This window comes from Plantactinospora endophytica (assembly GCF_016862915.1).
GTDB lineage: Bacteria > Actinomycetota > Actinomycetes > Mycobacteriales > Micromonosporaceae > Plantactinospora > Plantactinospora endophytica.
Map to the genome: position 1 here is coordinate 50,488 of NZ_BONW01000041.1, position 23,281 is coordinate 73,768.

At 71.6% G+C, this 23,281-nt stretch carries 24 protein-coding genes and 3 pseudogenes; 13 read left to right on the plus strand and 14 right to left on the minus strand.

The annotated features are described in order from the left end of the window. Positions 1 to 12 precede the first annotated feature (12 nt). Positions 13 to 288, minus strand: a complete 276-nt coding sequence (locus Pen02_RS33690; RefSeq protein WP_203870222.1) for a hypothetical protein — start codon at positions 286 to 288, stop codon at positions 13 to 15. An 83-nt stretch (positions 289 to 371) separates the two neighbouring features. Next, positions 372 to 926, minus strand: a pseudogene (locus tag Pen02_RS33695) (nucleotidyltransferase family protein); the annotation flags it as partial. A 247-nt stretch (positions 927 to 1,173) separates the two neighbouring features. Between Pen02_RS33695 and Pen02_RS33700 the strand changes: the two are divergent. Next, positions 1,174 to 1,836, plus strand: a pseudogene (locus Pen02_RS33700) (dTMP kinase); the annotation flags it as partial. Between the two features lie 211 nt (positions 1,837 to 2,047). Here the strand turns inward: Pen02_RS33700 and Pen02_RS33705 are convergent. Beyond that, positions 2,048 to 2,755 carry an SDR family NAD(P)-dependent oxidoreductase gene (locus Pen02_RS33705; RefSeq protein WP_203870224.1) on the minus strand — a complete coding sequence of 236 codons (708 nt, stop codon included), beginning with the start codon at positions 2,753 to 2,755 and terminating at the stop codon, positions 2,048 to 2,050. 402 nt (positions 2,756 to 3,157) lie between these two features. Here Pen02_RS33705 and Pen02_RS33710 point away from each other — a divergent pair, with 402 nt between their 5' ends. The 5 genes from Pen02_RS33710 (at position 3,158) to Pen02_RS33730 (ending at position 8,056) form a co-directional block, all read left to right on the plus strand. Next, positions 3,158 to 4,066, plus strand: a complete 909-nt coding sequence (locus Pen02_RS33710) for a MurR/RpiR family transcriptional regulator (protein ID WP_203870225.1) — start codon at positions 3,158 to 3,160, stop codon at positions 4,064 to 4,066. A gap of 111 nt (positions 4,067 to 4,177) precedes the next feature. Then, positions 4,178 to 5,248 (plus strand): N-acetylmuramic acid 6-phosphate etherase, encoded by a 1,071-nt coding sequence (locus Pen02_RS33715; RefSeq protein ID WP_203870226.1) that lies wholly within the window; start codon positions 4,178 to 4,180, stop codon positions 5,246 to 5,248. A gap of 478 nt (positions 5,249 to 5,726) precedes the next feature. After that, the gene (locus Pen02_RS33720) at positions 5,727 to 6,725 is read left to right on the plus strand and encodes a sigma-70 family RNA polymerase sigma factor (protein ID WP_372445726.1); all 999 of its coding nucleotides are present in this window, start codon (positions 5,727 to 5,729) and stop codon (positions 6,723 to 6,725) included. Positions 6,726 to 6,978: 253 nt separating this feature from the next. Next, positions 6,979 to 7,833: a helix-turn-helix domain-containing protein gene (locus tag Pen02_RS33725; protein WP_203870228.1), complete on the plus strand. Its 855-nt coding sequence runs from the start codon at positions 6,979 to 6,981 to the stop codon at positions 7,831 to 7,833. Between the two features lie 16 nt (positions 7,834 to 7,849). After that, positions 7,850 to 8,056 (plus strand): DUF397 domain-containing protein, encoded by a 207-nt coding sequence (locus Pen02_RS33730; RefSeq protein WP_203870229.1) that lies wholly within the window; start codon positions 7,850 to 7,852, stop codon positions 8,054 to 8,056. A gap of 28 nt (positions 8,057 to 8,084) precedes the next feature. Here Pen02_RS33730 and Pen02_RS33735 read toward each other — a convergent pair whose 3' ends face one another. Then, positions 8,085 to 8,813, minus strand: coding sequence for a hypothetical protein (locus tag Pen02_RS33735; protein ID WP_203870488.1), 729 nt, complete (start codon positions 8,811 to 8,813; stop codon positions 8,085 to 8,087). 120 nt (positions 8,814 to 8,933) lie between these two features. Here Pen02_RS33735 and alr point away from each other — a divergent pair, with 120 nt between their 5' ends. Further along, positions 8,934 to 10,112, plus strand: coding sequence for an alanine racemase (alr, locus tag Pen02_RS33740; RefSeq protein WP_239141735.1), 1,179 nt, complete (start codon positions 8,934 to 8,936; stop codon positions 10,110 to 10,112). Beyond that, positions 10,105 to 11,127 (plus strand): D-alanine--D-alanine ligase family protein, encoded by a 1,023-nt coding sequence (locus Pen02_RS33745; protein WP_203870231.1) that lies wholly within the window; start codon positions 10,105 to 10,107, stop codon positions 11,125 to 11,127. The genes alr and Pen02_RS33745 overlap by 8 nt, the downstream gene beginning before the upstream one ends. Positions 11,128 to 11,135: 8 nt before the next feature. Here Pen02_RS33745 and Pen02_RS33750 read toward each other — a convergent pair whose 3' ends face one another. Further along, positions 11,136 to 12,098 carry a C40 family peptidase gene (locus tag Pen02_RS33750; protein WP_239141737.1) on the minus strand — a complete coding sequence of 321 codons (963 nt, stop codon included), beginning with the start codon at positions 12,096 to 12,098 and terminating at the stop codon, positions 11,136 to 11,138. A 636-nt stretch (positions 12,099 to 12,734) separates the two neighbouring features. Here Pen02_RS33750 and Pen02_RS33755 point away from each other — a divergent pair. Continuing rightward, on the plus strand, positions 12,735 to 13,274 hold the full coding sequence (locus tag Pen02_RS33755; protein WP_203870232.1) for a DUF6232 family protein: 540 nt from the start codon (positions 12,735 to 12,737) through the stop codon (positions 13,272 to 13,274). A 139-nt stretch (positions 13,275 to 13,413) separates the two neighbouring features. Here Pen02_RS33755 and Pen02_RS33760 read toward each other — a convergent pair whose 3' ends face one another. After that, the gene (locus Pen02_RS33760; RefSeq protein ID WP_203870233.1) at positions 13,414 to 14,280 is read right to left on the minus strand and encodes a helix-turn-helix domain-containing protein; all 867 of its coding nucleotides are present in this window, start codon (positions 14,278 to 14,280) and stop codon (positions 13,414 to 13,416) included. A gap of 313 nt (positions 14,281 to 14,593) precedes the next feature. Here Pen02_RS33760 and Pen02_RS42690 point away from each other — a divergent pair, with 313 nt between their 5' ends. Further along, positions 14,594 to 14,779 carry a DUF397 domain-containing protein gene (locus Pen02_RS42690; RefSeq protein ID WP_203870234.1) on the plus strand — a complete coding sequence of 62 codons (186 nt, stop codon included), beginning with the start codon at positions 14,594 to 14,596 and terminating at the stop codon, positions 14,777 to 14,779. Between the two features lie 264 nt (positions 14,780 to 15,043). On the opposite strand, the gene Pen02_RS33770 is transcribed toward Pen02_RS42690, so the two are convergent. Continuing rightward, positions 15,044 to 15,355: a DUF3817 domain-containing protein gene (locus Pen02_RS33770; protein WP_203870235.1), complete on the minus strand. Its 312-nt coding sequence runs from the start codon at positions 15,353 to 15,355 to the stop codon at positions 15,044 to 15,046. Between the two features lie 3 nt (positions 15,356 to 15,358). Then, on the minus strand, positions 15,359 to 15,781 hold the full coding sequence (locus Pen02_RS33775; protein WP_203870236.1) for a hypothetical protein: 423 nt from the start codon (positions 15,779 to 15,781) through the stop codon (positions 15,359 to 15,361). Positions 15,782 to 15,917: 136 nt separating this feature from the next. On the opposite strand from Pen02_RS33775, the gene Pen02_RS33780 reads away from it, so the two are divergent. The 3 genes from Pen02_RS33780 to Pen02_RS33790 all read left to right on the plus strand — a co-directional run bounded on the left by Pen02_RS33780 (position 15,918) and on the right by Pen02_RS33790 (position 17,278). Next, a complete protein-coding gene (locus Pen02_RS33780; RefSeq protein ID WP_203870237.1) occupies positions 15,918 to 16,280 on the plus strand; it encodes a DUF6158 family protein in 363 nt (120 codons plus the stop codon). Beyond that, positions 16,280 to 16,615, plus strand: a complete 336-nt coding sequence (locus Pen02_RS33785) for an SRPBCC family protein (RefSeq protein WP_203870460.1) — start codon at positions 16,280 to 16,282, stop codon at positions 16,613 to 16,615. The genes Pen02_RS33780 and Pen02_RS33785 overlap by 1 nt, the downstream gene beginning before the upstream one ends. 144 nt (positions 16,616 to 16,759) lie before the next feature. After that, entirely contained in the window at positions 16,760 to 17,278 is a 519-nt protein-coding gene (locus tag Pen02_RS33790) for a DUF1360 domain-containing protein (protein WP_203870238.1), read from the plus strand. Positions 17,279 to 17,416: 138 nt separating this feature from the next. On the opposite strand, the gene Pen02_RS33795 is transcribed toward Pen02_RS33790, so the two are convergent. From Pen02_RS33795 to Pen02_RS33820, 6 genes and pseudogenes are all read right to left on the minus strand, one after another. Continuing rightward, positions 17,417 to 17,611, minus strand: coding sequence for a hypothetical protein (locus tag Pen02_RS33795; RefSeq protein ID WP_203870239.1), 195 nt, complete (start codon positions 17,609 to 17,611; stop codon positions 17,417 to 17,419). Between the two features lie 84 nt (positions 17,612 to 17,695). After that, complete coding sequence (locus Pen02_RS33800; protein WP_372445727.1) at positions 17,696 to 17,923, minus strand: hypothetical protein; 228 nt, start codon at positions 17,921 to 17,923, stop codon at positions 17,696 to 17,698. Between the two features lie 302 nt (positions 17,924 to 18,225). Next, positions 18,226 to 20,664 (minus strand): penicillin-binding protein, encoded by a 2,439-nt coding sequence (locus tag Pen02_RS33805; RefSeq protein WP_203870241.1) that lies wholly within the window; start codon positions 20,662 to 20,664, stop codon positions 18,226 to 18,228. A gap of 202 nt (positions 20,665 to 20,866) precedes the next feature. Further along, positions 20,867 to 21,961, minus strand: a complete 1,095-nt coding sequence (locus Pen02_RS33810) for a 3-deoxy-7-phosphoheptulonate synthase (protein ID WP_203870242.1) — start codon at positions 21,959 to 21,961, stop codon at positions 20,867 to 20,869. A 453-nt stretch (positions 21,962 to 22,414) separates the two neighbouring features. Then, a pseudogene (locus Pen02_RS42875) lies at positions 22,415 to 22,819 on the minus strand (nucleotidyl transferase AbiEii/AbiGii toxin family protein); the annotation flags it as partial. A gap of 2 nt (positions 22,820 to 22,821) precedes the next feature. Beyond that, on the minus strand, positions 22,822 to 23,181 hold the full coding sequence (locus Pen02_RS33820; protein ID WP_203870243.1) for a hypothetical protein: 360 nt from the start codon (positions 23,179 to 23,181) through the stop codon (positions 22,822 to 22,824). Positions 23,182 to 23,281: the final 100 nt, after the last annotated feature.

The following is a 23,281-nucleotide window of genomic DNA, read 5'->3' on the forward strand; positions in this document are numbered from 1 at the left end:
TCGTCGCCTCCCTCACCGCAGTTCCTCCACCTCGGTCGGCGCCTGGGTACGGATCAGTCCGATGTCGACCATCACCGGCACCTCGGGGAAGTGCTCCAGCACCAGCCGGAGGATCTCCTCCCGGCGCTGCGCGCTTTCCACCTCGCCGCAGAGCACCACGGAGTGGTCCCGGCGGGACACCGTGATGCCCTGCTCGGCGATCTCGGTCCGTTCGGTGAGCAGGCGCTGGATCGCCGCCTCCAGATAGTCGTCGGGCGGCTCGCCGCCGCCCGCGCCGCGCTGGGTCATGTCGCCACCTCGCTCCGCTCGTCCATGGCGGTCAGTCCCTTCTCCCGTCCGGCCGTCGCGTAGTCCCGCTCCCCGCCGGCCGGCGAGTAGGGCACCACGTCCAGCCGGTCCAACAGCACCAGGAATGCCTCGGCATAGGGGGAGTGCGCCGTCTCCTTGCGTACCCGGTCCCAGTCGATCTGCTCGCGCAGCGAGCGGGCGAGCGGCAGCCCACGGGCGAAGTCGCAGTAGTGCTGCGAGAAGCTCAGCAGCTTGTGCACCATCAGGTGGGTGGCCGACAGCACCGGCATGTGGATGGCGTCGACCGGTCGTACCACCGTGTCCCGGAAGGTCTCGTCGGTGACCGGGGTCTCGATCGGGCGGTGGATCAGGTCCACCAACCGGTCGTTGTCCCAGACCTTGACCAGCCAGTCCTCCGGGGGGCGCTCGGCGGTGAAGCCGGCCTCGACCAGTGCCGCCAGGGCACGCTCGGTGTCCTGCTCGCGGATGAGGAAGTCGACGTCGTGGTCGCTGGAGTGGCCGCCGTGCGCGTACACGGCGAAGCTGCCACCCAGCGCGAAGGGGATCTCGGACTGCTTGAGGACGGCGGCGACCCGCTTGAGGGTGGCAAGGAGGGTCTCGTCGCCGCGGTGATCCATCAGGGTCTCCCGTGTCGGTGGGGTATTGACATCTGGTCAATGGGGTGGAGATTTACCGGTACCCGGCACTTCGTTCCTTCACACCTGCACCGCGCCGGGGCAGCGCCCGGACCGGCCCGGGACACGGCGGTCGGCGTCCGGCGCCGGAACCGGTCGGACCGGACGGACGGCGGGTCGTGGCCCGAAGCCGTCCGATCACGCCGTTGTCGGGCCTGGGGGCTGCGCGGGCCGGGTACCGTTGCTGAGCGTGGCCCGAACTCTGCAGGAGCGGCGGAACGGGGGACGGCTGCGGTCCGTTGCCCTGGTCGGAATCGACGGCTCGGGCAAGACCACCCAGGCACACCGTTTGGCGGACGGACTGAGCGCGGCCGGGCTACCGGCGACGTACTGGCAGAACGCCGGTGGGCGGCGCTGGTTCGGGCGGCTGGCCCGCAAACTGGGCCGGCGGGACGCCCAGCGACTGTTGGGCCGGAACGGGATGCTGCTGGCCGAGTCGGCCCTGCGCTGGCTGGCCATCGCGCGGGCGCTGCTCCGCTCCCGGCTCCGGTCCCGGGTCGCCGTGATGGACCGCTACTCGGTCTGCCAGTACGCCAGCATCCGGGCGCACGGTGGCGGGCGCCGCTGGGAGACCCTGGCCCGGCTGCTGTACCGGATCTTCCCCCCGCCGGACGTCACCTTCCTGCTCGCCACGGACCCGGGCGAGGCGTACCGGCGGATCGAGGCGCGGGGCACCGACCACGAGAACATCACCTACCTGGCCGCCGGAGCGGCGGCGTACCGCTCGCTGCCGGAGTTCGGCGGGTTCGTGGTGGTCGACGCCAACCGGTCGCCGGACGAGGTGACCCGGGCGATCCTGGCCGGAATGCGAGAGTGGCTGGAGCCGCTCGGCGCACCCGACCCGCTCGGCACGGCGAAACCGCTCGCCACACCCGACCCGCTGACAACACCAGACCCGGTGGCCACACCCGATTCGCTGGGCACGACCGACCCGCTCGGTACACCGGATCCGGCCACCCGGTCAGCCGAGCCGCACGCGACCGAGCCGCACCCGAACGCGCCGCTTTCGGCCGAGCCGCACGGGGCTGCGCCGCATCCGGTCGAGCCGGCCGGCCCGGCGCCGCTCAGGCCCGCCCGTACACCGGTATCGTCGCGCCACTCGTCGGCGCCGACTCGTCACTGGCCAGAAAGCGGATCACCCCGGCGATCTCCGTCGGCGCCACCCAACGGGAGTGGTCCGCGTTGGGCTGGGCCGCCCGGTTGGCCGGCGTGTCGATGACGCTCGGCACCACCGTGTTGCACCGGACGCCCGACTGACGGTATTCGACGGCCACCGCCGAGGCGAAGGCCAGCACCGCCGCCTTCGCCGTCACGTAGCCGGCCGCGCCGGGGAACGGGGCGAGCGCCGCCCGGGAGGAGACGCAGACCACCGAGCCGCCGCCGGCCTCCACCAGATACGGCAGCGCGCTCCGGGTGACCAGGAAGGTCGGGCGGAGGTTGCGGACGAGCATGAGTTCGAAGTCGGCGACCGGGGTCTCGTGCACCAGACCGCCGGAGGCGTACCCGCCGGCCAGGTTGACCACGGCCCGCAACGGCGCGTCGGCCTCGCCGCCGGCCACCTCGACCGCGCCGGCGACCTGCTCCGGATCGGTCAGGTCCGCCGTCACCCGCAGCACCCCGTCGGCCCCGGTCGAGGAGGCGCCGGCCGGTCCCGACGCGCCGGCCGGGCGCACGGGTACGACCACCCGCCAACCCGCCGCGACGAAGCCGGCGCTTACCGCCCCGCCGAGACCGCCTCCGCCACCGGTGATGAGCACACTGCGATCCGCCATGGGTGTCACGCTATCGGCCACACCCGACCCGCCCGGCGCGGCCGGCACCGGAGCCCGACCCGGCCCCGTACCGTACGGTTGGCCGGTGCCGCCCCGTCGTACGGTGGGAGGCGGATCGGCGGCTGTCGGGCGCCGGTTCCCGGGTCGGGCGGTCGGGACTTCTTCTCCGGTCCGGTGCTCCGGTCCACCGCCGGGACCGCTCCGGTAGCCTATCGATGGACGACTATTCACCCGGACGCCGTCCTGTGCTGCGGCTCGGCGGCCCTGCCGAGACGAAGGTGTGGTGGGAATGGCACGCTCGGCTGGCCTTACCGGCCGCAATTTCCCACTGGTTGGGCGTACTTTCGCAGGTGTAGCGCGTCACGGTTGACGCTCCCGCCTCCGTGAAAGTAAGTTTCATCCGTGGTGAAGACTGCGAAGGTTTCTGCGAGTCACGAGACAGGTGGGCTGATCGTCCATATCAGCGGCCTGCTCCCGTCGCTGTCACCTGCCGAGCAACGGGTCGCCAGACTCGTCGTGGCCGACCCCGCGGACGCCGCTCGCCGCACCATCACCGATCTCGCGACGGCGGCCGAGACCTCCGAGGCCACCGTCATCCGGTTCTGCCGTTCCGTGGGCATGGACGGCTACCCGCAACTGCGGATCCGGCTCGCGGCCGAGGCGGCCCGCCGGGTGGAGCCGCCGGACGCCCGGGTCGTCGGCGGTGACATCCCACCCGGCGCCGACCTGGCACAGATCATCGCCACCATCGCCTTCAGCGACGCCCGCGCGGTCGAGGAGACGGCGGAGCAGCTCGACCCGGCGGTCTGCGAGCAGGTGGTCGAGGCGATCAGCGGCGCCGGCCGGATCGACATCTACGGCGCCGCGGCGAGTGGCTTCGTCGCCTCCGACTTCCAGCAGAAACTGCACCGGATCGGCCGGACCGCCTTCTACTTCCCGGACGTACACGTCGCGCTGACCTCGGCGGCCCTGCTCGGCAAGGGTGACGTGGCGATCGGCATCTCGCACACCGGCACCACGCTGGACGCCGTCGAGGTGCTGGAGCAGGCGCGGGCCCGAGGGGCGACCACCGTCGCGCTGACCAACTTCCCGCGCTCGCCGATCACCGACGTCGCGGACTTCGTGCTCACCACGGCGGCCCGGGAGACGACGTACCGGTCCGGTGCGATGGCCAGCCGGCTCGCCCAGTTGACGGTGGTCGACTGCCTCTTCGTCGGGGTGGCGGCGCGGAACCGGGCGAGGGCGAAGAAGGCACTGGAGGTCACCGCCGAGGCGGTGCAGTCGCACCGGGTCAGGGGGAGGCGGGCATGAGTCAACGGATGGGGCGGTTCGGCGCCGAGGTGCCGGACGCCGGCACCGGCCACCGCGGGGCGGTGGCATGAGCGACGGGCTCGACGGTGGTCGACGTGCTGGGGGGCGGACATGACGACCGGACGGGTCGAGCCCGGTGCGCCACCCGCCAGCACCCCGCGTCCGAATTCCGACGCGGGGTCGTCGTACCCGCCGGGTGAACCGGACCACCGGCCGGACGGCACGGGTGCGCAGGCCGCTCGTCCGGCCACCGGCGACGGGCGGGCGCGGGAGCCCCGGCCCGTGGTCCGGGTCAGCGCCCCGACCGAGCTGCGCAACGCGCGCAGCCGGGACCTGGACCTGATGTCCGTCCGGGACGTGCTGAAGGTGATCAACGAGGACGACCGGCGGGTACCGGTCGCCGTCTCGAAGGTGCTGGACGAGATCGCCGTGGCGGTCGAACTGGCCGTGACGGCGCTGCGGGCCGGTCGCCGGGTGCACTACTTCGGCGCGGGTACCTCGGGCCGGCTGGGCGTACTCGACGCGGCCGAACTGGCACCGACGTTCAACGCCCCGGACCGCTGGTTCTGCGCCCATCTGGCCGGTGGGCCGGACGCGATGTGGCGGGCCGTCGAGGACGCCGAGGACGACGAGACGGGCGGTGCCGAGGAGGCCCGTGAGTGCGTACGCGCCGGTGACCTGGTGGTCGGCCTGGCCGCCAGCGGGCGTACCCCGTACGTGCTGGGGGCGTTGCGGGCGGCCACCGACGCGGGCGCCGACACCGTGCTGATCTGCGCCGATCCGGGCGCTGCGGCGGCCCGCTCGGTGACGGTGTTCATCGGGGTGGAGACCGGACCGGAGGTGGTTACCGGCTCGACCCGGATGAAGGCCGCGACCGCCCAGAAACTGGTGCTGAACGGGTTTTCCACGGCGGTGATGGTCCAGCTCGGGCGGGTCTTCTCGAACCTCATGATCGATATGGTCGCGACCAACGCGAAACTGCGGGGTCGGATGATCTCGATCCTGGTCGAGGCGACCGGATGCGCCGAGGAGGTCGCACAGCGCGCGCTGACCGAGGCCGACGGCGACCTGAAGGCCGCCCTGGTGGCGTTGCTGTCCGGCGCTGCCGTCGCCGACGCCCGTGCCGCCCTGGACCGCTCCGCCAACCAGGTACGCGGCGCCATCGCCCTGCTCGCCGGCTGAGCCCGATCCGTCCGGTACCGGCCAGGATCGGGCGTCCGGGCCGGGCGGGCGCCGTGCCGGAAGGTGTCGCCGACCGGACGTACCGGCGCGGGACTATGTCCGGGCTCCGGATTGTTGGGCAGGCGGAGGGGTAACCTCTGGGCGGCGCGATGAACCGACCGGCCGCCCCGTGCGTATATCGAGGCGTGACGAGAATCGCAGCAACCTGGTGACCTGGATCGCTGTGTGTCGTTGTGTGGCGATGGTGCGATAGCCGGTGCACAGCCGTCGCAGGCTCCGGAGCTGCGGTGTCGCCGGCTGCGACCTACCCCGATCGGGACGACTGACAGCAAACGTCGATCGTGCTTTCAGCAACTACTCAGGCATTCGTGACACTTTCGACTCACCAGATGGAATCCCTAACGCGTCTCAACTGTTGTGTAGGTGTCAGCACCGCGGGGCACAGCGGAAGTTACGGGGAGGGCTGATGAACGTGGGGATGGCAGGGGCAGGTACCCGGGCCACCGGGAGGAACGACGAGGGGACCGTGGGGAACGTGGAGAAGAAGATCGTGATGCGGACCGACGAGGTCGCCGAGGAGCGCGACCTGGTCGGCGTGTACCTGCACGAGATCTCCCGCACACCGCTGCTCGACGCCGCCGCCGAGGTCGACCTCTCCAAGGCCATCGAGGCGGGCCTCTACGCCGAACACCTGATCGACGAGGACAAGCTCCCCGTGGGTGTCGGCCGCGTCGAGCTGGAGCGGCTGGTGGTCGAGGGGGAGCGGGCCAAGGACCTGTTCATCCGGGCCAACCTCCGGCTGGTCGTCTCCATCGCCCGCCGGTACGTCCGCTCCGGGATGCCGATGCTGGACCTGATCCAGGAGGGCAACACCGGTCTGGTCCGGGCGGTCGAGAAGTTCGACTACGAGCGTGGCTACAAGTTCTCGACGTACGCGACCTGGTGGATCCGGCAGGCGATCAGCCGGGCCATCGCACAGCAGGAGCGGACCGTACGGCTGCCCGTGCACCTGGTCGAGGACGTCAACCGGATGCGCAACGTGGCGCGTCAGCTCACCCGTGAGCTGGGTACCGACCCGGAGCCGGAGCAGATCGCCGCGTCGCTGGGCGTACCGGTGGAGCGGGTGCACGAGCTGGTCCGCTGGTCGCAGGACACCGTCTCGCTGGACACTCCGGTCGGCGACGACGGCGACACCAACCTCGGCGACCTGGTCGCGGACAGCGACGCCCCGTCGCCCGAGGAGATCGTGCTCACCGGCCTGGAGCGGCAGCGCATCGAGGGCCTGCTGAACCACCTCGACGACCGGTCGGCCGGCATCATGCGGGCCCGGTACGGCCTGGAGGACGGCCGGGAGCACTCGCTGACCGAGGTCGCCTCCCGCTTCTCGCTCTCCCGGGAGCGGATCCGGCAGTTGGAGATCCAGGCGCTGGGCCGGCTGCGTGAGCTGGCCCGGGCGGAGGGGCTCCAGGCGGCCTGACGTACGACCCGGGTTCCTGCCCCGGCGGCGGGAAACCCGAGAGCAACACGATGAGCGGCCGGTGTCCGACAGGGACACCGGCCGCTGCCGTGTCCGGGGGCGTACGACGGGTGCCTGCGGGCCGCCGTACGGACCTCAACCACTAGGGTGACCGGCAGCACGACAGTGAGTTCCGTTCGCGTCGGAGTGCACCGGCGCCGACGGGCGGTGCCGTGTTCACCACCGACCCAGAGGCGTCCCGGGGGAGGGCTCCGTGCCGATCAGTCCGACCGCCCGGCGTCGCCGGCTCGGCATCGAGCTGCGCCGCCTACGCGAACGGGAGCAGCTCACCCTCCTCCAGGTGGCGCAGCGGATGAAGTGTTCGGACGCCAAGATCTCCCGGATCGAGGCGGGCAAGCACTCCACCCGGACCCGGGACGTCCTCGCCCTGCTCGACATCTACGGGGTGGGCGACGAGCGGACCCGCGAGGTGCTGGGGACGCTGGCCAAACAGTCGACCCAGCGCGGCTGGTGGGTCACCTACGGCGGCGCGATCCCGGACTGGTTCGAGGTGTACGTCGGGTTGGAGTCCGAGGCGACCGAGATCCGTACCGTGGAGACGCATCTGGTGCCCGGCCTGTTGCAGACCGAGGCGTACGCCGCCGCGCTGATCCGGGCCACCCAGCCGCTCGCGCCGGCCGAGGAACTGACCCGTCAGGTCGAACTCCGGCTGGCCCGGCAGCGGCGGCTGTACGAACACGACCCGATGCGGCTGCGCGTGGTGCTCGGCGAGGCGGTACTGCGGTGCCGGGTCGGCGACGACAGCGTCATGCGCGACCAACTCGGGCACCTGGCCCTGCTGGCCGAGCGCTCCAACGTCGAGCTGCGGCTGGTCCGGTTCGGCAGTCCGGCGTACACCGCGTTCGGCCGGCCGTTCGCGATCCTCGGCTTCACCGAACCCACCGATCCGGGGCTGGTCTACACCGAACACCGGACCGGCGCGCTCTACATCGACGAGCCGGCCCAGATCGCCTCCTTCGCGCTTGCCTTCGACCACCTGGTTGCGGCAGCGTTGTCGCGGAAAGAATCGGTGCGGCTGCTCAGGGAGACGGCGGCCTTCTGGACGTGAGGGAGGGCCGGACGTTATGCGGCCGGACGAAAGCACGCTGACCTGGCGAAAGAGCAGTCGCTCTGGCGGCGAGGGCGGCAACTGCGTCGAGGTGGCCCGGCTCGCCGCCGGTGTCGCCGTACGTGACTCGAAGAACACTGCCGGGCCCGTACTCCGGTTCGCGCCGACCGCCTGGGTGAGCTTCCTCGCAGACCTCGACCCCGACGGCCGGCTGCCCGGTTGACCCGGCCGACCGGACGGCGTCGGGGCGTTCAGTCGTCGAAGCGGGCGACCAGGTCGCCGATCCGCGCCGACGGCTGGGCGTCGCAGAGCTGGTCCACCGCCGTCATCACCAGTGGACTGTCAGCGCCGGAGATGCCCTTGGCCAGCCCGATCTGCCGGATCGCGGCGACCCGCTCCTCGGGCGGGGCCTGCTGGTATTCCGTACAGGTCGAGTCGGAGGTCAGCCCGCCGGCGCCGGACAGCCCGTCCTGTACCGCGCGGACCACCAGCCCGCCCACCACCAGCAGCAGTACGACCGCGACGACCGCGATCCAGGGCCCGTAGCGGCGCGGCCGTCGACCGTCCGCCGATCCGGGTACGTCGTCGGCCACCGCCCCGGCCGGCCCGCGACCCTCCGACGGCGCCGTCCGGCCGCGGGGCGTCGGCTGGCCGGCGGGTGACTTCCCGACCTGCGCCGGCAGCGCGGCGACGGCGGCGGCCAGCTTCGCCGCGTAGCCGGGATCCTCGGCGGCGGCGCTGCCCAGCAGGCGCTTGACGAGCGAGTTGTTCCGGGGCTCCCGGACCAGCTCGGCCAGCGCCTCCTGCTCGTCGAGAGTACGCAGCCGCTCCGCCACCAGGTCGTAGAGCCGACGGGCTGGCGGTGCCCCGCCCGGGTCGGCGGCCGAGGCCACCTCGGGCAGATGCGGGGCGAGGCGGTCGAGCACCACGGCGGCCAGCTCCCGGGCCGCAGGCGGAGTCGTCCCGGCAGGCGGAGTCATCCCGGCAGGTTAGCGCCTGGCCGGCCGGGCCGCCCTGTCGAGGCGGGCCGGCAGTGGTCGCATCGGTCCCGCACCTCGCCTTCACAAGAACCGCACAGCCCTCTCCTAGGCTCACGCAATGTGATCAAACTCGGGGGAGCAGGTGGCCTGCGGCCACTCGCGGAGGCGGTGGTCGACCTCGACGCGATCGCCCACAACATCCGTACCCTGGCCGGTCGGACCGGGGCGGAGCTGCTGGCGGTGGTGAAGGCGGACGGGTTCGGGCACGGCCTGCTGCCGGTGGCCCGGACGGTGCTGGCGGCTGGCGTGGGATGGCTCGGCGTGACCTCCCGGGCCGAGGCGCTGACGCTGCGTGCCGGCGGCGTCGAGGCGCCGGTGCTGAGCTGGCTGCACGCCGAGGACGAGGACTTCGCCCCGGTCGTCGCGGCCCGGATCGACCTGTCCGCGGCCTCATCGGCGCACCTGCGCGGGATCGCCGCCGGGGCCGCCCGGGCCGGCGTACGGGCCGAGGTGCACCTCAAGGTCGACACCGGACTGTCCCGCAACGGGGCGACCGACGACGAGTGGCCCGAACTGGTACGCCTGGCCCGCCGCTTCGAGGCCGTCGGCCGGATCCGGGTACGCGGGGTCTGGTCGCACCTGGCCGGCGGGGAGTCGCCGGGCGATCCCCGGGACACCGCGCAGTTGCGCCGGTTCGATCGGGCCCTGGCGCTGGCCCGGGCCGGCGGGCTCGCACCCGACCTGGTGCACCTGGCCAACTCGGCCGCCCTGGTCGGCCTGCCGGAGACCCACTTCGACCTGGTCCGGGCCGGCATCGCGGTGTACGGGGTCGAGCCCCGGCCGGACCTGACCGTCGGGCTGCGACCGGCGATGACCCTGCGGTCCCGGGTCATCCTGACCAAGCGGGTCGCGGCGGGTACCGGGATCTCCTACGGCCACGACTACGTGACCGCCGCGCCGAGCACCCTCGCGCTGGTGCCGGTCGGCTACGCGGACGGGGTACCCCGGGCCGTCGCCGGGGCGGCAGAGGTCTGGATCCAGGGCCGGCGGTGCCCGATCGCCGGTCGGGTGACCATGGACCAGATCGTCGTCGACGTCGGTGACCTGCCGGTACGTACCGGTGACGAGGTGCTGCTCTTCGGCCCCGGCGACCGGGGCGAGCCGACGGTCGTCGACTGGGCCGGCTGGGCCGGCACCAACCCACACGAGATCTTCACCGGCATCGGTGCCCGGGTGGGCCGGCGCTACCTGCCGGTGCGGGCCGAGCGGAACAGCGGACGGGAGCGGGTACATGTCTGAGGCACCGATCAGGGTCGCGGTCGTCTCCGGTGGTCGCAGCGGCGAGCACCAGGTCTCCCGCCGATCGGCGGCGAGCGTGCTGGCGAACCTGGACCCGGCGCGCTACCAGCCGGAGGAGGTGCTGATCACCAGGACCGGGCAGTGGGTCTTCGGCACCGACGCCCCGGTCTCGGTCTTCGCGGCGATCGAGCGGCTGCGCGCGGTGGATGTGGTCTTCCCGACCCTGCACGGCCCGTACGGCGAGGACGGCACCCTCCAGGCGGTGCTGGAACTGACCGGCGTGCCGTACGTCGGCAACGGGGTGCTGGCCAGCGCCGCCGGGATGGACAAGGAGTTCACCAAGAAGCTGCTCGCCGCCGACGGGATTCCGGTGGCCGACGCCGTGTTGTCCCGGCCGACCGACCCGGACGGGGTACCGCCCGAGGCGGAGCTGCGCCGGCTCGGCCTGCCTGTCTTCGTCAAGCCCGCCCGGGCCGGCTCCAGCCTCGGCGTGACCCGGGTGGCGGACTGGGCCGAACTGCCGGCGGCGCTGGAGTGGGCCCGGTCGAGCGACCCGAAGGTACTGGTGGAGGCGGCGGTACCGGGCCGCGAGATCGACATGGCGGTACTCGAACATCCCGACGGTCGGCTGGAGGTCGGCCCGCCGCTGGAGATCCGGGTCACCGACGACCGGTCGTTCTTCGACTACGACGCCAAGTACGACGATCCGGAGACCGTCTTCGAGATCCCGGCCCGGCTGGACGACACGGTCACGGCCGAGTTGTCCGACCTCGCGGTGCGGGCGTTCCGGGCGCTCGGCTGCGCCGGGCTGGCCCGGGTCGACTTCTTCCTCCGCGACGGCGTGGCACCGGTGCTGAACGAGGTGAACACGTTCCCCGGGTTCACGCCGGTCTCGCAGTACCCCCGGATCTGGCAGGTCGCCGGGCTGGCCTATCCGGAGCTGCTGGACGTGCTGGTCCGCAACGCACTCGCGCGCCGGACCGACCGGTCCGGCGCGCGAGCGGCGCGGGTCTGAGCGAGTAGCTAGCGGACCCGCCCGTAGCCGTACGGGGGCATCATGTCCACGCTGGCAAGCTTGACCGGCTCACCGGCGCGTGATGCGTGGATCACCTTCCCGCTGCCCACGAAGAGGGCGACGTGGCCGAGTCCGTTGTAGAAGACCAGGTCACCGGGTTTCAGCTCGCCCCGGCCGATGTGTGCGACCTTGTCCCACTGCATCGCGGCGTTGTGCGGCAGTGACTTGCCGCCGGCCCGCCACGCGGCCAGGGTGAGGCCGGAGCAGTCGTAGCCGTTCGGGCCCTCGGCCGCGTAGACGTACGGCTTGCCGATCGCGCCGTAGGCGTACCGGACGGCGACGCCGGCCTGGCCGGAGACCGCCGGGACGCTGCCGGTGTACTTGCTGCCCGAGGACGTTGCCGACCCGTACGCCTCGCGGCGCATGTCGTAGAGCTTCTCCAGCTCGCCCTCGATCTTCTTCTTCCCGTCGGCGAGTTGCTTCGCCTGGGCGGTCTGCCGGGCCAGCGTGGCGTCGAGCCGGGACTTCTCGTCGACGTACTGGCGCTGGGTCGCGTCGAAGCCGGCGATCTGCCGGTCCCGGTCCCGGGCCAACTGCTCCAGCGCACCGAGCCGGTTGACCAGACTGCTGCCGTCGCCACGGCTCAGCAGCGCGCTCGCCGTGCTCAGTCCACCCAGCTTGTACGCCCGGGTGGCGAGTTCGGCCACCTCGGCGCGGCTCTGGTCCGCCTGCTGTCGCAGCGGTTCGATCCGGGCGCTCAGGGTGGCCGCGGCGGCCCTGCTCTCCTTGATTTCCTCGTTGAGCTTGTTGTACGACTCGACGACCTTCTCGAGTTCGGCGGAGGCCTTGTTGATCCGCTGCGTGAGTTCGCTGGCCGACGGTTCGGCCCGGGCTGCCGACATCGGGGCGAGTAGCGCCGCCGACAGGCCGGCCGCGACGAGGGTCCGCAGCAGGATCCGCACCGAAGACAACGTGTGCAGAACCCTTCTTCCTTGCGCCGCCGCGCTGTTGGGTGCGGCGGCACCGGACCGGCGCCACCCGGAGGGATGACTGACGACCGGGCCAGGGTTCAACGTAGCCCGGGTCCGGGACTACCGACAGTGGCCGGAGGGCGAGATGCGGTAGAGACGAGCGATAGCCCGAATGTCGTGATCACGAGACGTGCCGGGGTCCGCTCCGAGGGTGATGTCGGCTGCCCAGGCGGGTGTTCTCCGGATACTCCTCGACCCTTCGCCCGATAGGTCGGTCTTCGCGGATGGTGGTCGGGGCTGAGTAGGGGCAAATCAGCACGAGATCGGACAGAGGGCTGCGAGTGACCCGGCTGCCGCCTGGAAATCTGCCAGGTGGCTGTCTGCGTGCCTTCCACTTGCTGGTGTGCCCTTCGCACAATGAAGGCAGGGCCGAAAGAGGCCGCTCGGGGGGACCGGCAGAGCAGTACTCGGCGTAGTCGCCAACAGGGGGGCGGAATCGCTTGTCGTGAACCAGTCGTAGTTCCGGGCCGTCACGCCCGAGTCGCCCGCAAGACGATCGGCATCCGGCTGCCACCAGATGCCGATCTCTACGAACCATCCACACCAGCCCGCCTCACGGAGCCGTTGGAGGCAAGAATGGAGCCTACTCGTCCTACCGTCCACCTGCCAGACGCGTCATTCGAGGTATCTGGACCGGCCCGCCCCCGGCCGGTCGACCTCTACCGGCGACCCGGCGTACGGGTCACCAGTGAGGCGTTCGTCGTCGCCGGCCGCACGTTCACGCTCGCCGACCTCACCCACCTACAGACCGCCCGTGGGCCGCACGACCGGCTGACCCTGCGCGCGGTGGCGGTCACCGCGGCGGTGCTGGTCGGCATCGGAGTCGCGTTGGGCTACACCGGCGACCTGCACCGGCTGCCCGCCACCACGTACGCGGGGCTCGGGCTCGCCGCGTTCGTACCGGTCGGACTGGCCCTGGTGGGGCACCGGTGGCGACCGCCGGCGTACGAGTTGTGGGGGCGGTACAAGGGGGAGACGGTGCTGCTGTTCAGCTCCGACCACGAGCGGCAGTTCGGTCAGGTGACCCGGGCGTTGATCCGGGCCCGGGAGGCCGGTCGGCTGGGTGGACTCGCGTTCCCGCCCGCCTCGGAAACTCCGTACGAGCCGATGCCCTAGTCGCGCCGGCCGGCACCCCGGCGCGGCCCGCCGGACCCGTGACCCGGGTCCGGCGGTGCCGGTCGACCACCGCCGACGCCCGCGACCCGTCCCTGCCCCAGCCCCTGCCCCTGCGTTCTGTCGTGCCCTCGGTTGTCTGTCAGCGGGCGAGGTCGGCGGCGATCTCCGCGATCCGGTGCAGCGAGTCGGCCGGGGTCAGCGCGGCATCCCGGAGCCCGGTGAAGGTACGCAGGTGTGCGGTCACCGCGTCGGGATCGTCGAGCACGTCCTCCAGGCCGGTGCTCTCCAGGTAGACGACGTCGGCGTCCTCGGCGGCGGCGAAGCGTACGATCACGAACTGGCCGAGCGGGGTGTAGACGGTGGACGTGAACGGCAGCACCTGCACGGTGATCCGGCCGGAGTCGGCGAGACCGACCAGATGCAGGAGCTGTTCCCGGATGACCGCCGGCCCACCGGTCTGCCGGTGCAGCGCCGCCTCGTCGAACACCACGACAATGTTCGGCGGATCGGCCCGGCCGAGCATTTCCTGCTGACGGCGTAAGCGCAGCGCGACCGACGCCTGTGCCTCGTCGGGATCGTCCAGCTTGGGAATTGCCGTCTTCAGGACCGCCTGCGCGTACGCCTCTGTCTGGAGCAGTCCCGGCATTCCCACGGATTGGTAGAAATAGAGTTCGGAGGACTCCGCCTCCAGCCCGATGTACGAATAGTACGCGGGACGCAGCGCGTCGCGGTATTGCGACCACCAGGCACGCTGCCGGGAGACCCGGGCCAGTTGCACCAGTTCGGCGACCTGTTCGGGGTCGCGCACCTGATAGTGATTGAGCAACGCCTTGACGTCGTTGGTGGAAATGGAGACGTATCCCGCCTCGATCCGGATGAGCTTGGAGAGCGACCAGTCCATCGCGACGGCCACCTGCTCCTGGGTGAACCCGGCGGCCTCCCGGGCCCGCCGGATCGCCGAGCGGAGCTTGCGGCGACCCACGGTCGGGCCGTACGCCGTAGTCATCGGGAACGCTCCCTTCAAACGGCGCCCCGGCGGCCGAGCGAGGGGTCAATTCGGTTGATTCTGATCCCGTCAACATGCCACCTGGCTACCGGCCACCTGCCAGATTGCCAGACTTTTGTGCAGGCTACACGGACCGGCGGGGTTCCACCAGCGCCGATGCTTGCCGCGACTGCCTCACTACGGGTTGTGTCCATTGTCGAACGGTACATCATAATCGCTATTTTTCGGGCTGTGCGGAATGCGGGAGCGAAGGGTAGCCTCTGTCCGTTCGTGCGGCATCTGCCGCAACTGCATTAGGTGCCGGGGAGGGCGCATGTCACAGACTGGTTCCGCCGAGCGCGTCTGGCGGAAGAGCACTCGATGCGAATCGCAGCATTGTGTCGAGGTGGCTCAGGTCGACAACGGCGCCGCCGTCCGGGACTCGGTCGACCCGGAGCGGTCGCTGCTGTTCGGTGCGAGCGCCTGGCGGGCATTTGTGGACGGTCTCCGCGCCGCGTGAAAACCGGCCCGGTGACGTGATTCATTCACGTCCGGCCCGGTCGGCTCCGCCGAGCACGGCGGTTGGCCTCGCATATTGCGAGACATTCAAATGAATGACCATCCGGGGCGGTTCGCGAACGGCGACCGCCCCGGATGCCGTTGCGCCGACGGCCGGCTGGGGCCTCCATCCCGGCGGCCGGCTGCGGCCTCCATGCCGACAACGGCTGCGGCGGCGGCCGGCTGCGGACGGCCGTCCACGTCGGCGACCGCCGCGGAGGGCTGTTCAGCCGGCGACCGGCTGCGGGTCGCGTACCTGCCGGGTGACCGCCCGCTCGGCGAAGAACGAGACGAACGGAATCGTCCCGGCCAGCATGACCAGCACCATCCGGCCCAGCGGCCAGCGCGCCCGGCGACCCAGGTCGAAGGTGGCCACCAGGTAGACCATGTAGAGGAAGCCGTGCGCCGGACCGATCGTCTCGACGACCACCGGGTCGTTCCCGATGTACTTGAGCGGCATGCCCACCACGACGAGCGCGATCAACACGACGCCGACGACGTAAGCGACCACACGGTAGCGGGTCAGGGCTGCGCTCACGGTTCATCCTTCCTGCTGCCGGCCGAGGCCGGGATAGTCGGCGGGCCGAGCACCCGGATTGGCGTTCAGCCACGCCAGGTAGTGGTTGTATTCGGTCAGCGCGGGGTCGTCCGGTCCCTCGGCGGCCAGCCGGGGGCGGGCCGCGCGCACCGGTCGACGTACCCCGGGGGTGGTCGACCGGGCCGGCGGAGCGGGCGGCTCGGCCGACGGCGGCCGGCCACCGCGCAGCGTGTACCGGGCCTCGCGCACCCAGAGGAAGACCACGAACCCGGCGAAGATCGGCCACTCGAAGGCGTACGCCCAGCTCAGGGTGTTGCCGTCGAGCGCCCGACTGATCTGCCACCAGCCGAGCGCCAGGAAGCCGACGACCAGCGCGACGGTGAGCACGTGGCGCACGATCCACGCCGGTGTGCACAGCCGTTTCATGCCCCCGAGCGTACCGGGCGGGTCGGTCCGGTCTCCGACGCGGCGTCGTAGTGTCGCCCGACCTGCCCGGGGTTTGGCGGTACCGGCTTTGGGCAACCGTCTAGTCGTCAACCCAAACGAGCTATCGGGGGCGACGATGTCCGAATCAGTACGTCACAACGAGTTCTTCCCGGCCGGCGTCGGGACGCCGGTCGACGGCAGTCCCGAGCAGCGGGTCGGCCAGTGGGACGGTGACCCGGTCCGGCACGGCGGTACGGCCAGCGACTTCGCGGTCGCCGAGGAGGAGCTCCTCGGCGTCGACCCGGTCGAACTGAGCGACGAGGACCTGATCCGGGAGATGCACAGCCTGCACCGGACCCGGCTGGACACGCTCCGGCACGCCGCCGACACGGCGCTCGGCAACCACCTGCGGCGCACCGCCGATCTGGAGACCGAGTACCTCACCCGGCACCCCGGCCGCGAGGTCGACCCGAGCCGCCTGCGGGACGGCGCGTGGTGATGGCCCGCGCCGAGCGGGGCATCTCCGCCCCGCCGGAGGTGGTGTTCAACACCGCCACCGACCCGGAGCGGGTCTCCGCCTGGCTGCCGGCGCCGCTGCGCCAACCGGATGTGCCGGGACCGGAACTGGTCGCCGACGACCTGCGGGCGCGGTGGCGCAGCGCCGGCAGCCCCGACTGGTCGGCCCGGTTGCAGGTGGCACCGGTCGAGGCCGGCGGAGCCACGGTGCGACTCGAACTGGAGGCCGACCCGCCGGACCGGCGGCTGGGCGAGATCGCCGACGAGTCGCTGGCGAGCCTCGCACGGGAGGTCGACGACAACCTCACCCCGGGCTGAGCCGGCCGGCGGCGCCGGACCCACCGCCCGGTGACGCGGGCCACGACGGGTCGGCGGTGCGGGCCACGACGGGTCAACAGCGCCCACGGGAGGGCCGGCGGCCAGGGGCAAGGAACCAGCGACGGACGGGCGGAACGAGGCGGGATGAACGTACGGGACAGGGTGGCGCGACTGCGGCAGGCGTACGCGCCGGACGAACACCGCCCGCTGGGCGGCTACCTGGCGGCGATGGGCACGTACGCCGGGGTGGCGCTGGCACTGGCCACCGCGGCGAAGACCACCGGTCGACGGGCCCCGGACCGGCCGAGCACCGCCGACGTCGTACTGCTGTCGGTGGCCACCCACAAGCTGAGCCGGCTGCTCTCCAAGGACGCCGTGACCAGCCCGTTGCGGGCACCGTTCACCCGGTACGACCGGCCGATCGGCAGCGGCGAGGTGATGGAGCAGGTACGCGACCAGGGCAGCTCCACCAAGCACGCCGTCGGTGAACTGCTCAGTTGTCCGTTCTGCCTGGCGGTCTGGGTGGCCACCGGGCTGACCGGCGGCCTGGTGCTCGCTCCCCGGTTGACCCGGCTGGTGGCGACCGCGTTCACCGCCGTGGCCGCCTCCGACTTCCTCCAGATGGGCTACGCCGTCGCGCAGCGGGCCGCCTCCCGGCCGTAGCAGCCGACCCGGGACCCGTTCCTCCGACCCGATACCAGCTCCGGCGGCCCGGGACCACAGCTCAGCAGTGGCCGGAGCTGGTTGCGCCTGTCCGGTACGACAACTGTCAGCTCGCCTGGTCGGGGCCGGTTGCCCGGCTCAGCGCTGCATGCCGGACCAGCCCCGGGGCGACTCCGGCTCCCGGTCGGTGTCCGCGCCGGTGATGATCTCCTCGTCCACGGCCGTCTTGTCGTGCTCGTTGGTGAAGTCCGGATCGTCCTGCGGATCCGTCTCGCCGGGTGCCCGGCCGAGCGGAGCCAGCCGATCCTGGCCGCCAGCCTCTTTCCTGGTCATGTCCGCGTTCCTCCTCGCCGTCATGGCCGCCGTACGCCGGTCAAGGCCCGCGCCGTCGGGGGTCCTCCGGCGGCGCGCCGGGGCTCAGCCCGGCGTGCCGCCGAGCAGTTCGGCGACCTCGTCGACCGCGTACTCGCCCTGCGGTAGTGCGGTGATCCTGGTCAGCAGCTCGGCCGGCACCTCGGCGGCGACCGCCCGCCGCTGGATCTCCGACTGGGTGACCCGCTCCTGACCGTGGTAGAGATCGTCGAGCAGGGCGTCGAGTTCCGGGCTGGCCGAGACGTCCCGGGCCGGTTGGTCGGTCACGGAGATCGGCTACCCCGTGCCGAATCGGCCAAACATGGCCCTATCCCGGCCGCCGTCCGGTTCGACCGCGACCATGGAACGGCCCGGGGCAGGGGTGACGTGCGTCACGACGGGAGTCGGAACACCGGACCGGGATCTGTAGTTGACTACGGATGTCGGTGTGTCCAGTGTCCCCGGGCCTCACCTAATTGCCTTCGCGGAATACCGTCCGGCTGGAGCCGCGTCGTGCCACTCGCCGAGAGGCGACCTGCACACCGACACCCACGCCGCCCATGGCCTCGCCATGGGCGGCGTATTACTTCCCGCCGTCAGTTGCGCCGGCCCGGGCGGTCGCCCGGCGGACCCCCGGGGGTGGCACCCTCGGTCGGGGCCTGCCCGCCGGGCCTGTTCGTCGTGGCCTGGCCGTTGCTGACCCGCAGCATCACCACACCGCCGGAGACGGTCCGGCCGTCCGGGTCGGTGCCGGCGACGGTACCGGCGGGGCAGTTCGAGGCCACCCGGTTCGGGTCGACCTCGACCTTGAAGCCGGCGTTCCGCAGCGCGCTTGTGGCGTCGTCGACCGAGCGGCAGGTCACCGAGGGCACCGACCGCTGGTCCCCGTAGACCAGTTTCTCGCCCGGCTTCGGGAAGTCCTTCTTCGGCTTGCCCTTCATCGCGTCCGCCAGCGTCTCGTACACGGCCGGGTTGACCTTGTCGTGGTCCATGTCGGTGGTGGTCTCCGGCCAGTCCGGGTTGGCCATGATCCCGGCGACCGAGAGCGTGGTCGTCATGGTCACCAGCGACGCGGTCCGCTCGCTGTCCGTGGTACCCGTCTTGCCGGCCACCGGGTGGTTCACCACGCGGTGCGCGTCCGCCTCGGTCGCACCCCGGCACCTGCCATACGCGGACTGGTCGCCGACCGGGCACCGGGCCGCGTCGATCGCCGCGCGGGCGACCTCCGGGTCCACCGCCTTCTCGCAGTGCGGCTTGGCGATGTCGAGGGCCTTGCCGGCGTGGTCCTTGACCTCCTGCACCGGGATCGGTTCGCAGTGCCTGCCGTCCGCCGCCAGCGTGGCGTACGCGTTCGCCAGGTCGAGCGGGGTGGTCGCCGAGACGCCCAGGGTGAACGAACCCCAGCCGTCGGCCTGGGCCGGGTCGTCGGCGACGGCCGCCTCGCCCGGCTCCCGGAACCGGATGCCGAGCCGCTCGCCCACGTCGACGACCTTGGCGGCCCCGACCCGCTCCTCCAGCGGTACGAAGTAGGTGTTGACGGACCGGCCGAACGCGCTCCACATGTCGTGTACGCCGGCCATTCCCTCGTTGTCGTTACCCGGGCACCACCGTTCCGTGCCGGGGCAGGCCGACTCGGTGCCGGCCTCGGCGGAGTACTTCGACGGGTACCGCTGGGGGGCGTTGTAGGTGTGGCTGAGCGGGTAGCCCTGCTCCAGCGCAGCCACCATGGTGAACATCTTGAACGTCGAGCCGGCCTGGTAGCCGTTGGTGCCTCCGCCACCGGTGAGCAGCGGGTTGGTGGTCGTCGGATAGGTTGCCCGCATCCCGGCGTCCTTCTGCTTCGGGTTGCTGGAGAGCGGGTTCTTCGGCTTCGCCGGATCGTCCAGCCCGAACGTCCGGTTGGTGGCGAGCGCCCGTACCCGGCCGGTGCCCGGCTCGACGGCGGCCACCATCAGGGCGTCCTTCTTCCCGGTCGGGAGGTACTGCTCCACGTTCTTGTGCGCGGCCTTCTGCACCGCCGGATCGAGGGTGGTGACGATCCGGTACCCGCCGCCCTTGAGCCGCCGCTCCCGGTCGTACGAGCTGCTGCCGAACGCGTCCTGGTCCATCCACCAGCGGTAGAAGTAGTCGCAGAAGAAGCCCCAGTCGTTGTGTACCGAGCTGGTGCAGCCGTTGGTCGGCCGCTGCCCCTTGACCGTGAGTTTGGTGGCGAGCGCCGCGGTCTTCTCCGCCTCGGTGATCGCGCCGATCTCCTTCATCTGCCCGATCACCCAGTCGCGGCGCTTCACCGTCTCGTCGTAACCCGGGCCCTCGGTGTCCAGCGCGTCGTAGTAGCTCGGCGACTTGACCAGGCCGGCGATCATCGCCGCCTCCGGCACGGTGAGCGCCTTCGGCTCCTTGCCGAAGTAGAACCGGCTCGCCGCCGCCACCCCGTACGTCCCGTGCCCGAACGGGGCCATGTTCAGGTAGCGCTCCAGGATCTGGTCCTTGTCGAGCTTGTTCTCCAGCGCCGCCGCCAGGCGCATCTCGCGCAGCTTCCGGGCGTTGGTGTCCTCGCTGGCCGCCACCACGTCGTTCGGGTCGGTCGCGCCGTAGGTGATCGACATCCGGACGAGCTGCATGGTCAGCGTCGAGGCGCCCTGCCGGGAGTTGCCGGTGAAGTTCGAGACCAGGGCCCGCATGAAGCCCTTCACGTCGACCCCGTTGTGCCGGTAGAACGCGTGGTCCTCGGCGGCGATCATGGCGTCCCGCATCGCCGGGGAGATCTCGGCCAACGGGACGTCCTGCCGGTTCTCGTCGTAGAACGTCGCCATCAGGGTCTTGTTGTCGGCGGCGAAGACCTGGGTCGCCTCCGGTACCTGCGGCACGGTCAGCTCGGTCGGCAGGTCCTGGAACGAGTCGGCACCGGCCTTCGCGGCCAGCCCGGACATGGCCACCGCCGGGAACGCCGCCCCGGCGACCACCACCCCGGCGAGCAGGGCACAGGTGAACAGGGTGGCGGCCTTGATCAGGCTGCGTCGGCGGGGCTTCGGCATGATCGCGTGAACCTCTGGGTGTGGCGGACAGGTCGCGGGCGGGGCGGCCGGCGCGAGCACAACCGTACGCGCGCCTTTCGCCCTATTGATCCAGACGCCGCACCGAACCGCACGGTTGCGTGGCGACGAACCCGCCAACTGACTGCTACGTCACACCCGGGCGTCGGCGGCGGCCCCGAACGGCCGCCGCCAACCCGGACATTCAGCCCAGCGAGGTACCGGCCGGTGCCGCCACCCGCCGGGCCCGGACCGCCGCCGACAGGTCCGCCAGCACCTGCTCGGTCTCCGGCCAGCCGAGGCACGCGTCGGTGATCGACTGCCCGTACTCCAGCGGCCGGGTCGGGTCGAGGTCCTGCCGACCCGGGACCAGGAAGGACTCCAGCATCACCCCGACGATGCCGCGCTGGCCGTCGGCCATCTGCCGGGCCACGTCGGCGGCCACCACCGGCTGCCGACGGTGGTCCTTGCCGCTGTTGTCGTGGCTGGCGTCGATCACCAGCCGCTCGGGCAGCCCGGCCGCCCGGAGCACCGCCAGCGACTCCGCCACCGAGTCGGCGTCGTAGTTGGGCTCGCCCCGGCCGCCGCGCAGCACCAGGTGGCAGTCGGCGTTACCCCGGGTGTGCATGATCGCCGGAGCCCCGGAGATGTCGATACCGGGGAAGACGTGCGGCACCCCGGCGGCCCGGATCGCGTCGACCGCCGTACCGACGCTGCCGTCGGGGCGGTTCTTCATCCCGATCGGCATCGAGAGCCCGGAGGAGAGCTGCCGGTGCACCTGGCTCTCGACCGTACGGGCGCCGATGGCACCCCAGGCGACCGTGTCCGCGATGTACTGCGGGGTGATCGGGTCCAGGAACTCGCAGCCGACCGGCAACCCCAGCCGGAGTACGTCCAGCAGCAGCGCCCGGGCGGCCCGCAGCCCGGCGTTCACGTCGCCGGAGCCGTCCAGCCCCGGGTCGTTGATCAGGCCCTTCCAGCCGACGGTCGAGCGGGGCTTCTCGAAGTAGACCCGCATCACCACCAGCAGGTCGTCCGCGTGCCGGGCCGCCGCCTCGCGCAGCCGGTGCGCGTAGTCCAGGGCCGCCGCCGGGTCATGCACCGAGCACGGGCCGACGACGACCAGCAGTCGATCGTCCTCCCGGTCGAGCACCTTGGCGACGGATCGTCGACCGTGCAGTACGGCGCTGGCCAACGGCTCGTCCAGCGGAAGTTCGTGGTGCAGCAGCGCCGGGGTGGTCAGCGGCACGATCCGGTCGATGCGCTGGTCGCTGACCCGACCCATTCCGGTGGTGGTCATCGTCGAGGCTCCCTCTCTGCCGACCGCCGCCCGGGGCCGGCGCCCGGGAGCCGAGCCGGCTGCTCAGATGCGAGAAGCAGGGACGATGTCCCTGCTTCGGCCGGCTCTTGGCGGATCTGGTGACGTCAGGTCATGGCTGAGTCACCGGCTCCGGAGCCGGCTGACTAAACCATCGATACGAGCGCGCCACGGGGAGAACGATACCCGACCTGTCGGTGCGCAAGCCCGGGTGTCCAACCCCTGGTACGGGCAAAACCGCCGGTCGACGTCGGGAAGCGGACGGCCCGGCAGGAAGGTGGTCGATCTTCGTCGCTGTTTAAACCAGGGCTGACCGGTCCCGAAGTTGGCCGTCTTCCCACTATCCGGATGGCAACCCGCCGATGCCGCGCTACAGGCCGGCGTCGAGTTCCGCACGCCACTGCGCGAAGCGCTCGCGCATCCCGCGAATATGCTGGCGCGCGTATAGAGAGCGGACATCTTGCCCGCGACGACGTCATCCGCGTGCAGGACCGGCCCCACGTCCATCATCACCGGTGGCAACGCACGCCAGTTGGCCGCCAGTTCGACCTTGTACGGCTGCGCCGGCCGGGTGGGATCGGTGACTGCGAGCCGGGCGAAGGTGTCGAACCGCTGCGTAACCTCGACCGAGTACCCGCCGTCGCGGTAACCGTCGATGACCGCGTCCACGGCAGCGGCGAAGTCGTCCCGACGCTCCCACGCCGTGAAAAGGTCGATGTCCTCACTCGGGCGGTCGAGGATGCCGTGCGCCTGAACGGCGAATCCGCCGGCCAGCGCGAACCCGTAGCGGGCAGCGACCCGCAGTCCGATCTCCGCCAGCCGGAGGTGAACCGGATCCACCCCTACCCGGCCATGGCCTGCGGCGGCGTGGCGAGTTCGGGGAATCGTGCCTGCCACAACGCCCGCAGGCGGGCCGGAAGCCACAGGCTCGGCCACAGTCGGCGCAACGTCGGCCCGTCCAACCAGCGACACAGGTCTGCGACGGAATTGGCCTGGTTCAGCACCGTCTGGTACATCAGTTGCAGGTCGCCGGGGTCGTCCAGGTCGTAGCGGCGGTCGCCGGACCAGTCGAGCGACCGGTCGAGGGTCACCACGGAGTCGACCGGGCCGCGCAGGTCGGAGAGGTTCGCCGCGACCACGAAGTGCCGCTGGTCCACGTAACGTGAGCCAGGCGGTGCACCGTCGCCGTCACCTCGGACCATGCCTCCACCTCCTGACCTCGATCGTACGTGCAGCCGGCGTCGCCAGGGGCACACAGGGCGTGCCGCGCCGCAGGCCGGGGCACGCTGTCCTGGTAGGCGG

What these genes read in the sequence shown, in the direction of transcription:
- Pen02_RS33720 (WP_372445726.1), top strand. Translation starts at nt 5,727, where the DNA reads ATGGCAGGGGCAGGTACCCGGGCCACCGGGAGGAACGACGAGGGGACC.
- Pen02_RS33760 (WP_203870233.1), bottom strand. Translation starts at nt 14,280, where the DNA reads ATGACTACGGCGTACGGCCCGACCGTGGGTCGCCGCAAGCTCCGCTCG.
- Pen02_RS33820 (WP_203870243.1), bottom strand. Translation starts at nt 23,181, where the DNA reads ATGGTCCGAGGTGACGGCGACGGTGCACCGCCTGGCTCACGTTACGTG.
- Pen02_RS33795 (WP_203870239.1), bottom strand. Translation starts at nt 17,611, where the DNA reads ATGACCAGGAAAGAGGCTGGCGGCCAGGATCGGCTGGCTCCGCTCGGC.
- Pen02_RS33690 (WP_203870222.1), bottom strand. Translation starts at nt 288, where the DNA reads ATGACCCAGCGCGGCGCGGGCGGCGGCGAGCCGCCCGACGACTATCTG.
- Pen02_RS33730 (WP_203870229.1), top strand. Translation starts at nt 7,850, where the DNA reads ATGCGGCCGGACGAAAGCACGCTGACCTGGCGAAAGAGCAGTCGCTCT.
- Pen02_RS33745 (WP_203870231.1), top strand. Translation starts at nt 10,105, where the DNA reads ATGTCTGAGGCACCGATCAGGGTCGCGGTCGTCTCCGGTGGTCGCAGC.
- Pen02_RS33775 (WP_203870236.1), bottom strand. Translation starts at nt 15,781, where the DNA reads ATGAAACGGCTGTGCACACCGGCGTGGATCGTGCGCCACGTGCTCACC.
- Pen02_RS33790 (WP_203870238.1), top strand. Translation starts at nt 16,760, where the DNA reads ATGAACGTACGGGACAGGGTGGCGCGACTGCGGCAGGCGTACGCGCCG.
- Pen02_RS33715 (WP_203870226.1), top strand. Translation starts at nt 4,178, where the DNA reads ATGACGACCGGACGGGTCGAGCCCGGTGCGCCACCCGCCAGCACCCCG.
- Pen02_RS33780 (WP_203870237.1), top strand. Translation starts at nt 15,918, where the DNA reads ATGTCCGAATCAGTACGTCACAACGAGTTCTTCCCGGCCGGCGTCGGG.
- Pen02_RS33705 (WP_203870224.1), bottom strand. Translation starts at nt 2,755, where the DNA reads ATGGCGGATCGCAGTGTGCTCATCACCGGTGGCGGAGGCGGTCTCGGC.
- Pen02_RS42690 (WP_203870234.1), top strand. Translation starts at nt 14,594, where the DNA reads ATGTCACAGACTGGTTCCGCCGAGCGCGTCTGGCGGAAGAGCACTCGA.
- Pen02_RS33735 (WP_203870488.1), bottom strand. Translation starts at nt 8,813, where the DNA reads ATGACTCCGCCTGCCGGGACGACTCCGCCTGCGGCCCGGGAGCTGGCC.
- Pen02_RS33785 (WP_203870460.1), top strand. Translation starts at nt 16,280, where the DNA reads ATGGCCCGCGCCGAGCGGGGCATCTCCGCCCCGCCGGAGGTGGTGTTC.
- Pen02_RS33810 (WP_203870242.1), bottom strand. Translation starts at nt 21,961, where the DNA reads ATGACCACCACCGGAATGGGTCGGGTCAGCGACCAGCGCATCGACCGG.
- Pen02_RS33805 (WP_203870241.1), bottom strand. Translation starts at nt 20,664, where the DNA reads ATGCCGAAGCCCCGCCGACGCAGCCTGATCAAGGCCGCCACCCTGTTC.
- Pen02_RS33755 (WP_203870232.1), top strand. Translation starts at nt 12,735, where the DNA reads ATGGAGCCTACTCGTCCTACCGTCCACCTGCCAGACGCGTCATTCGAG.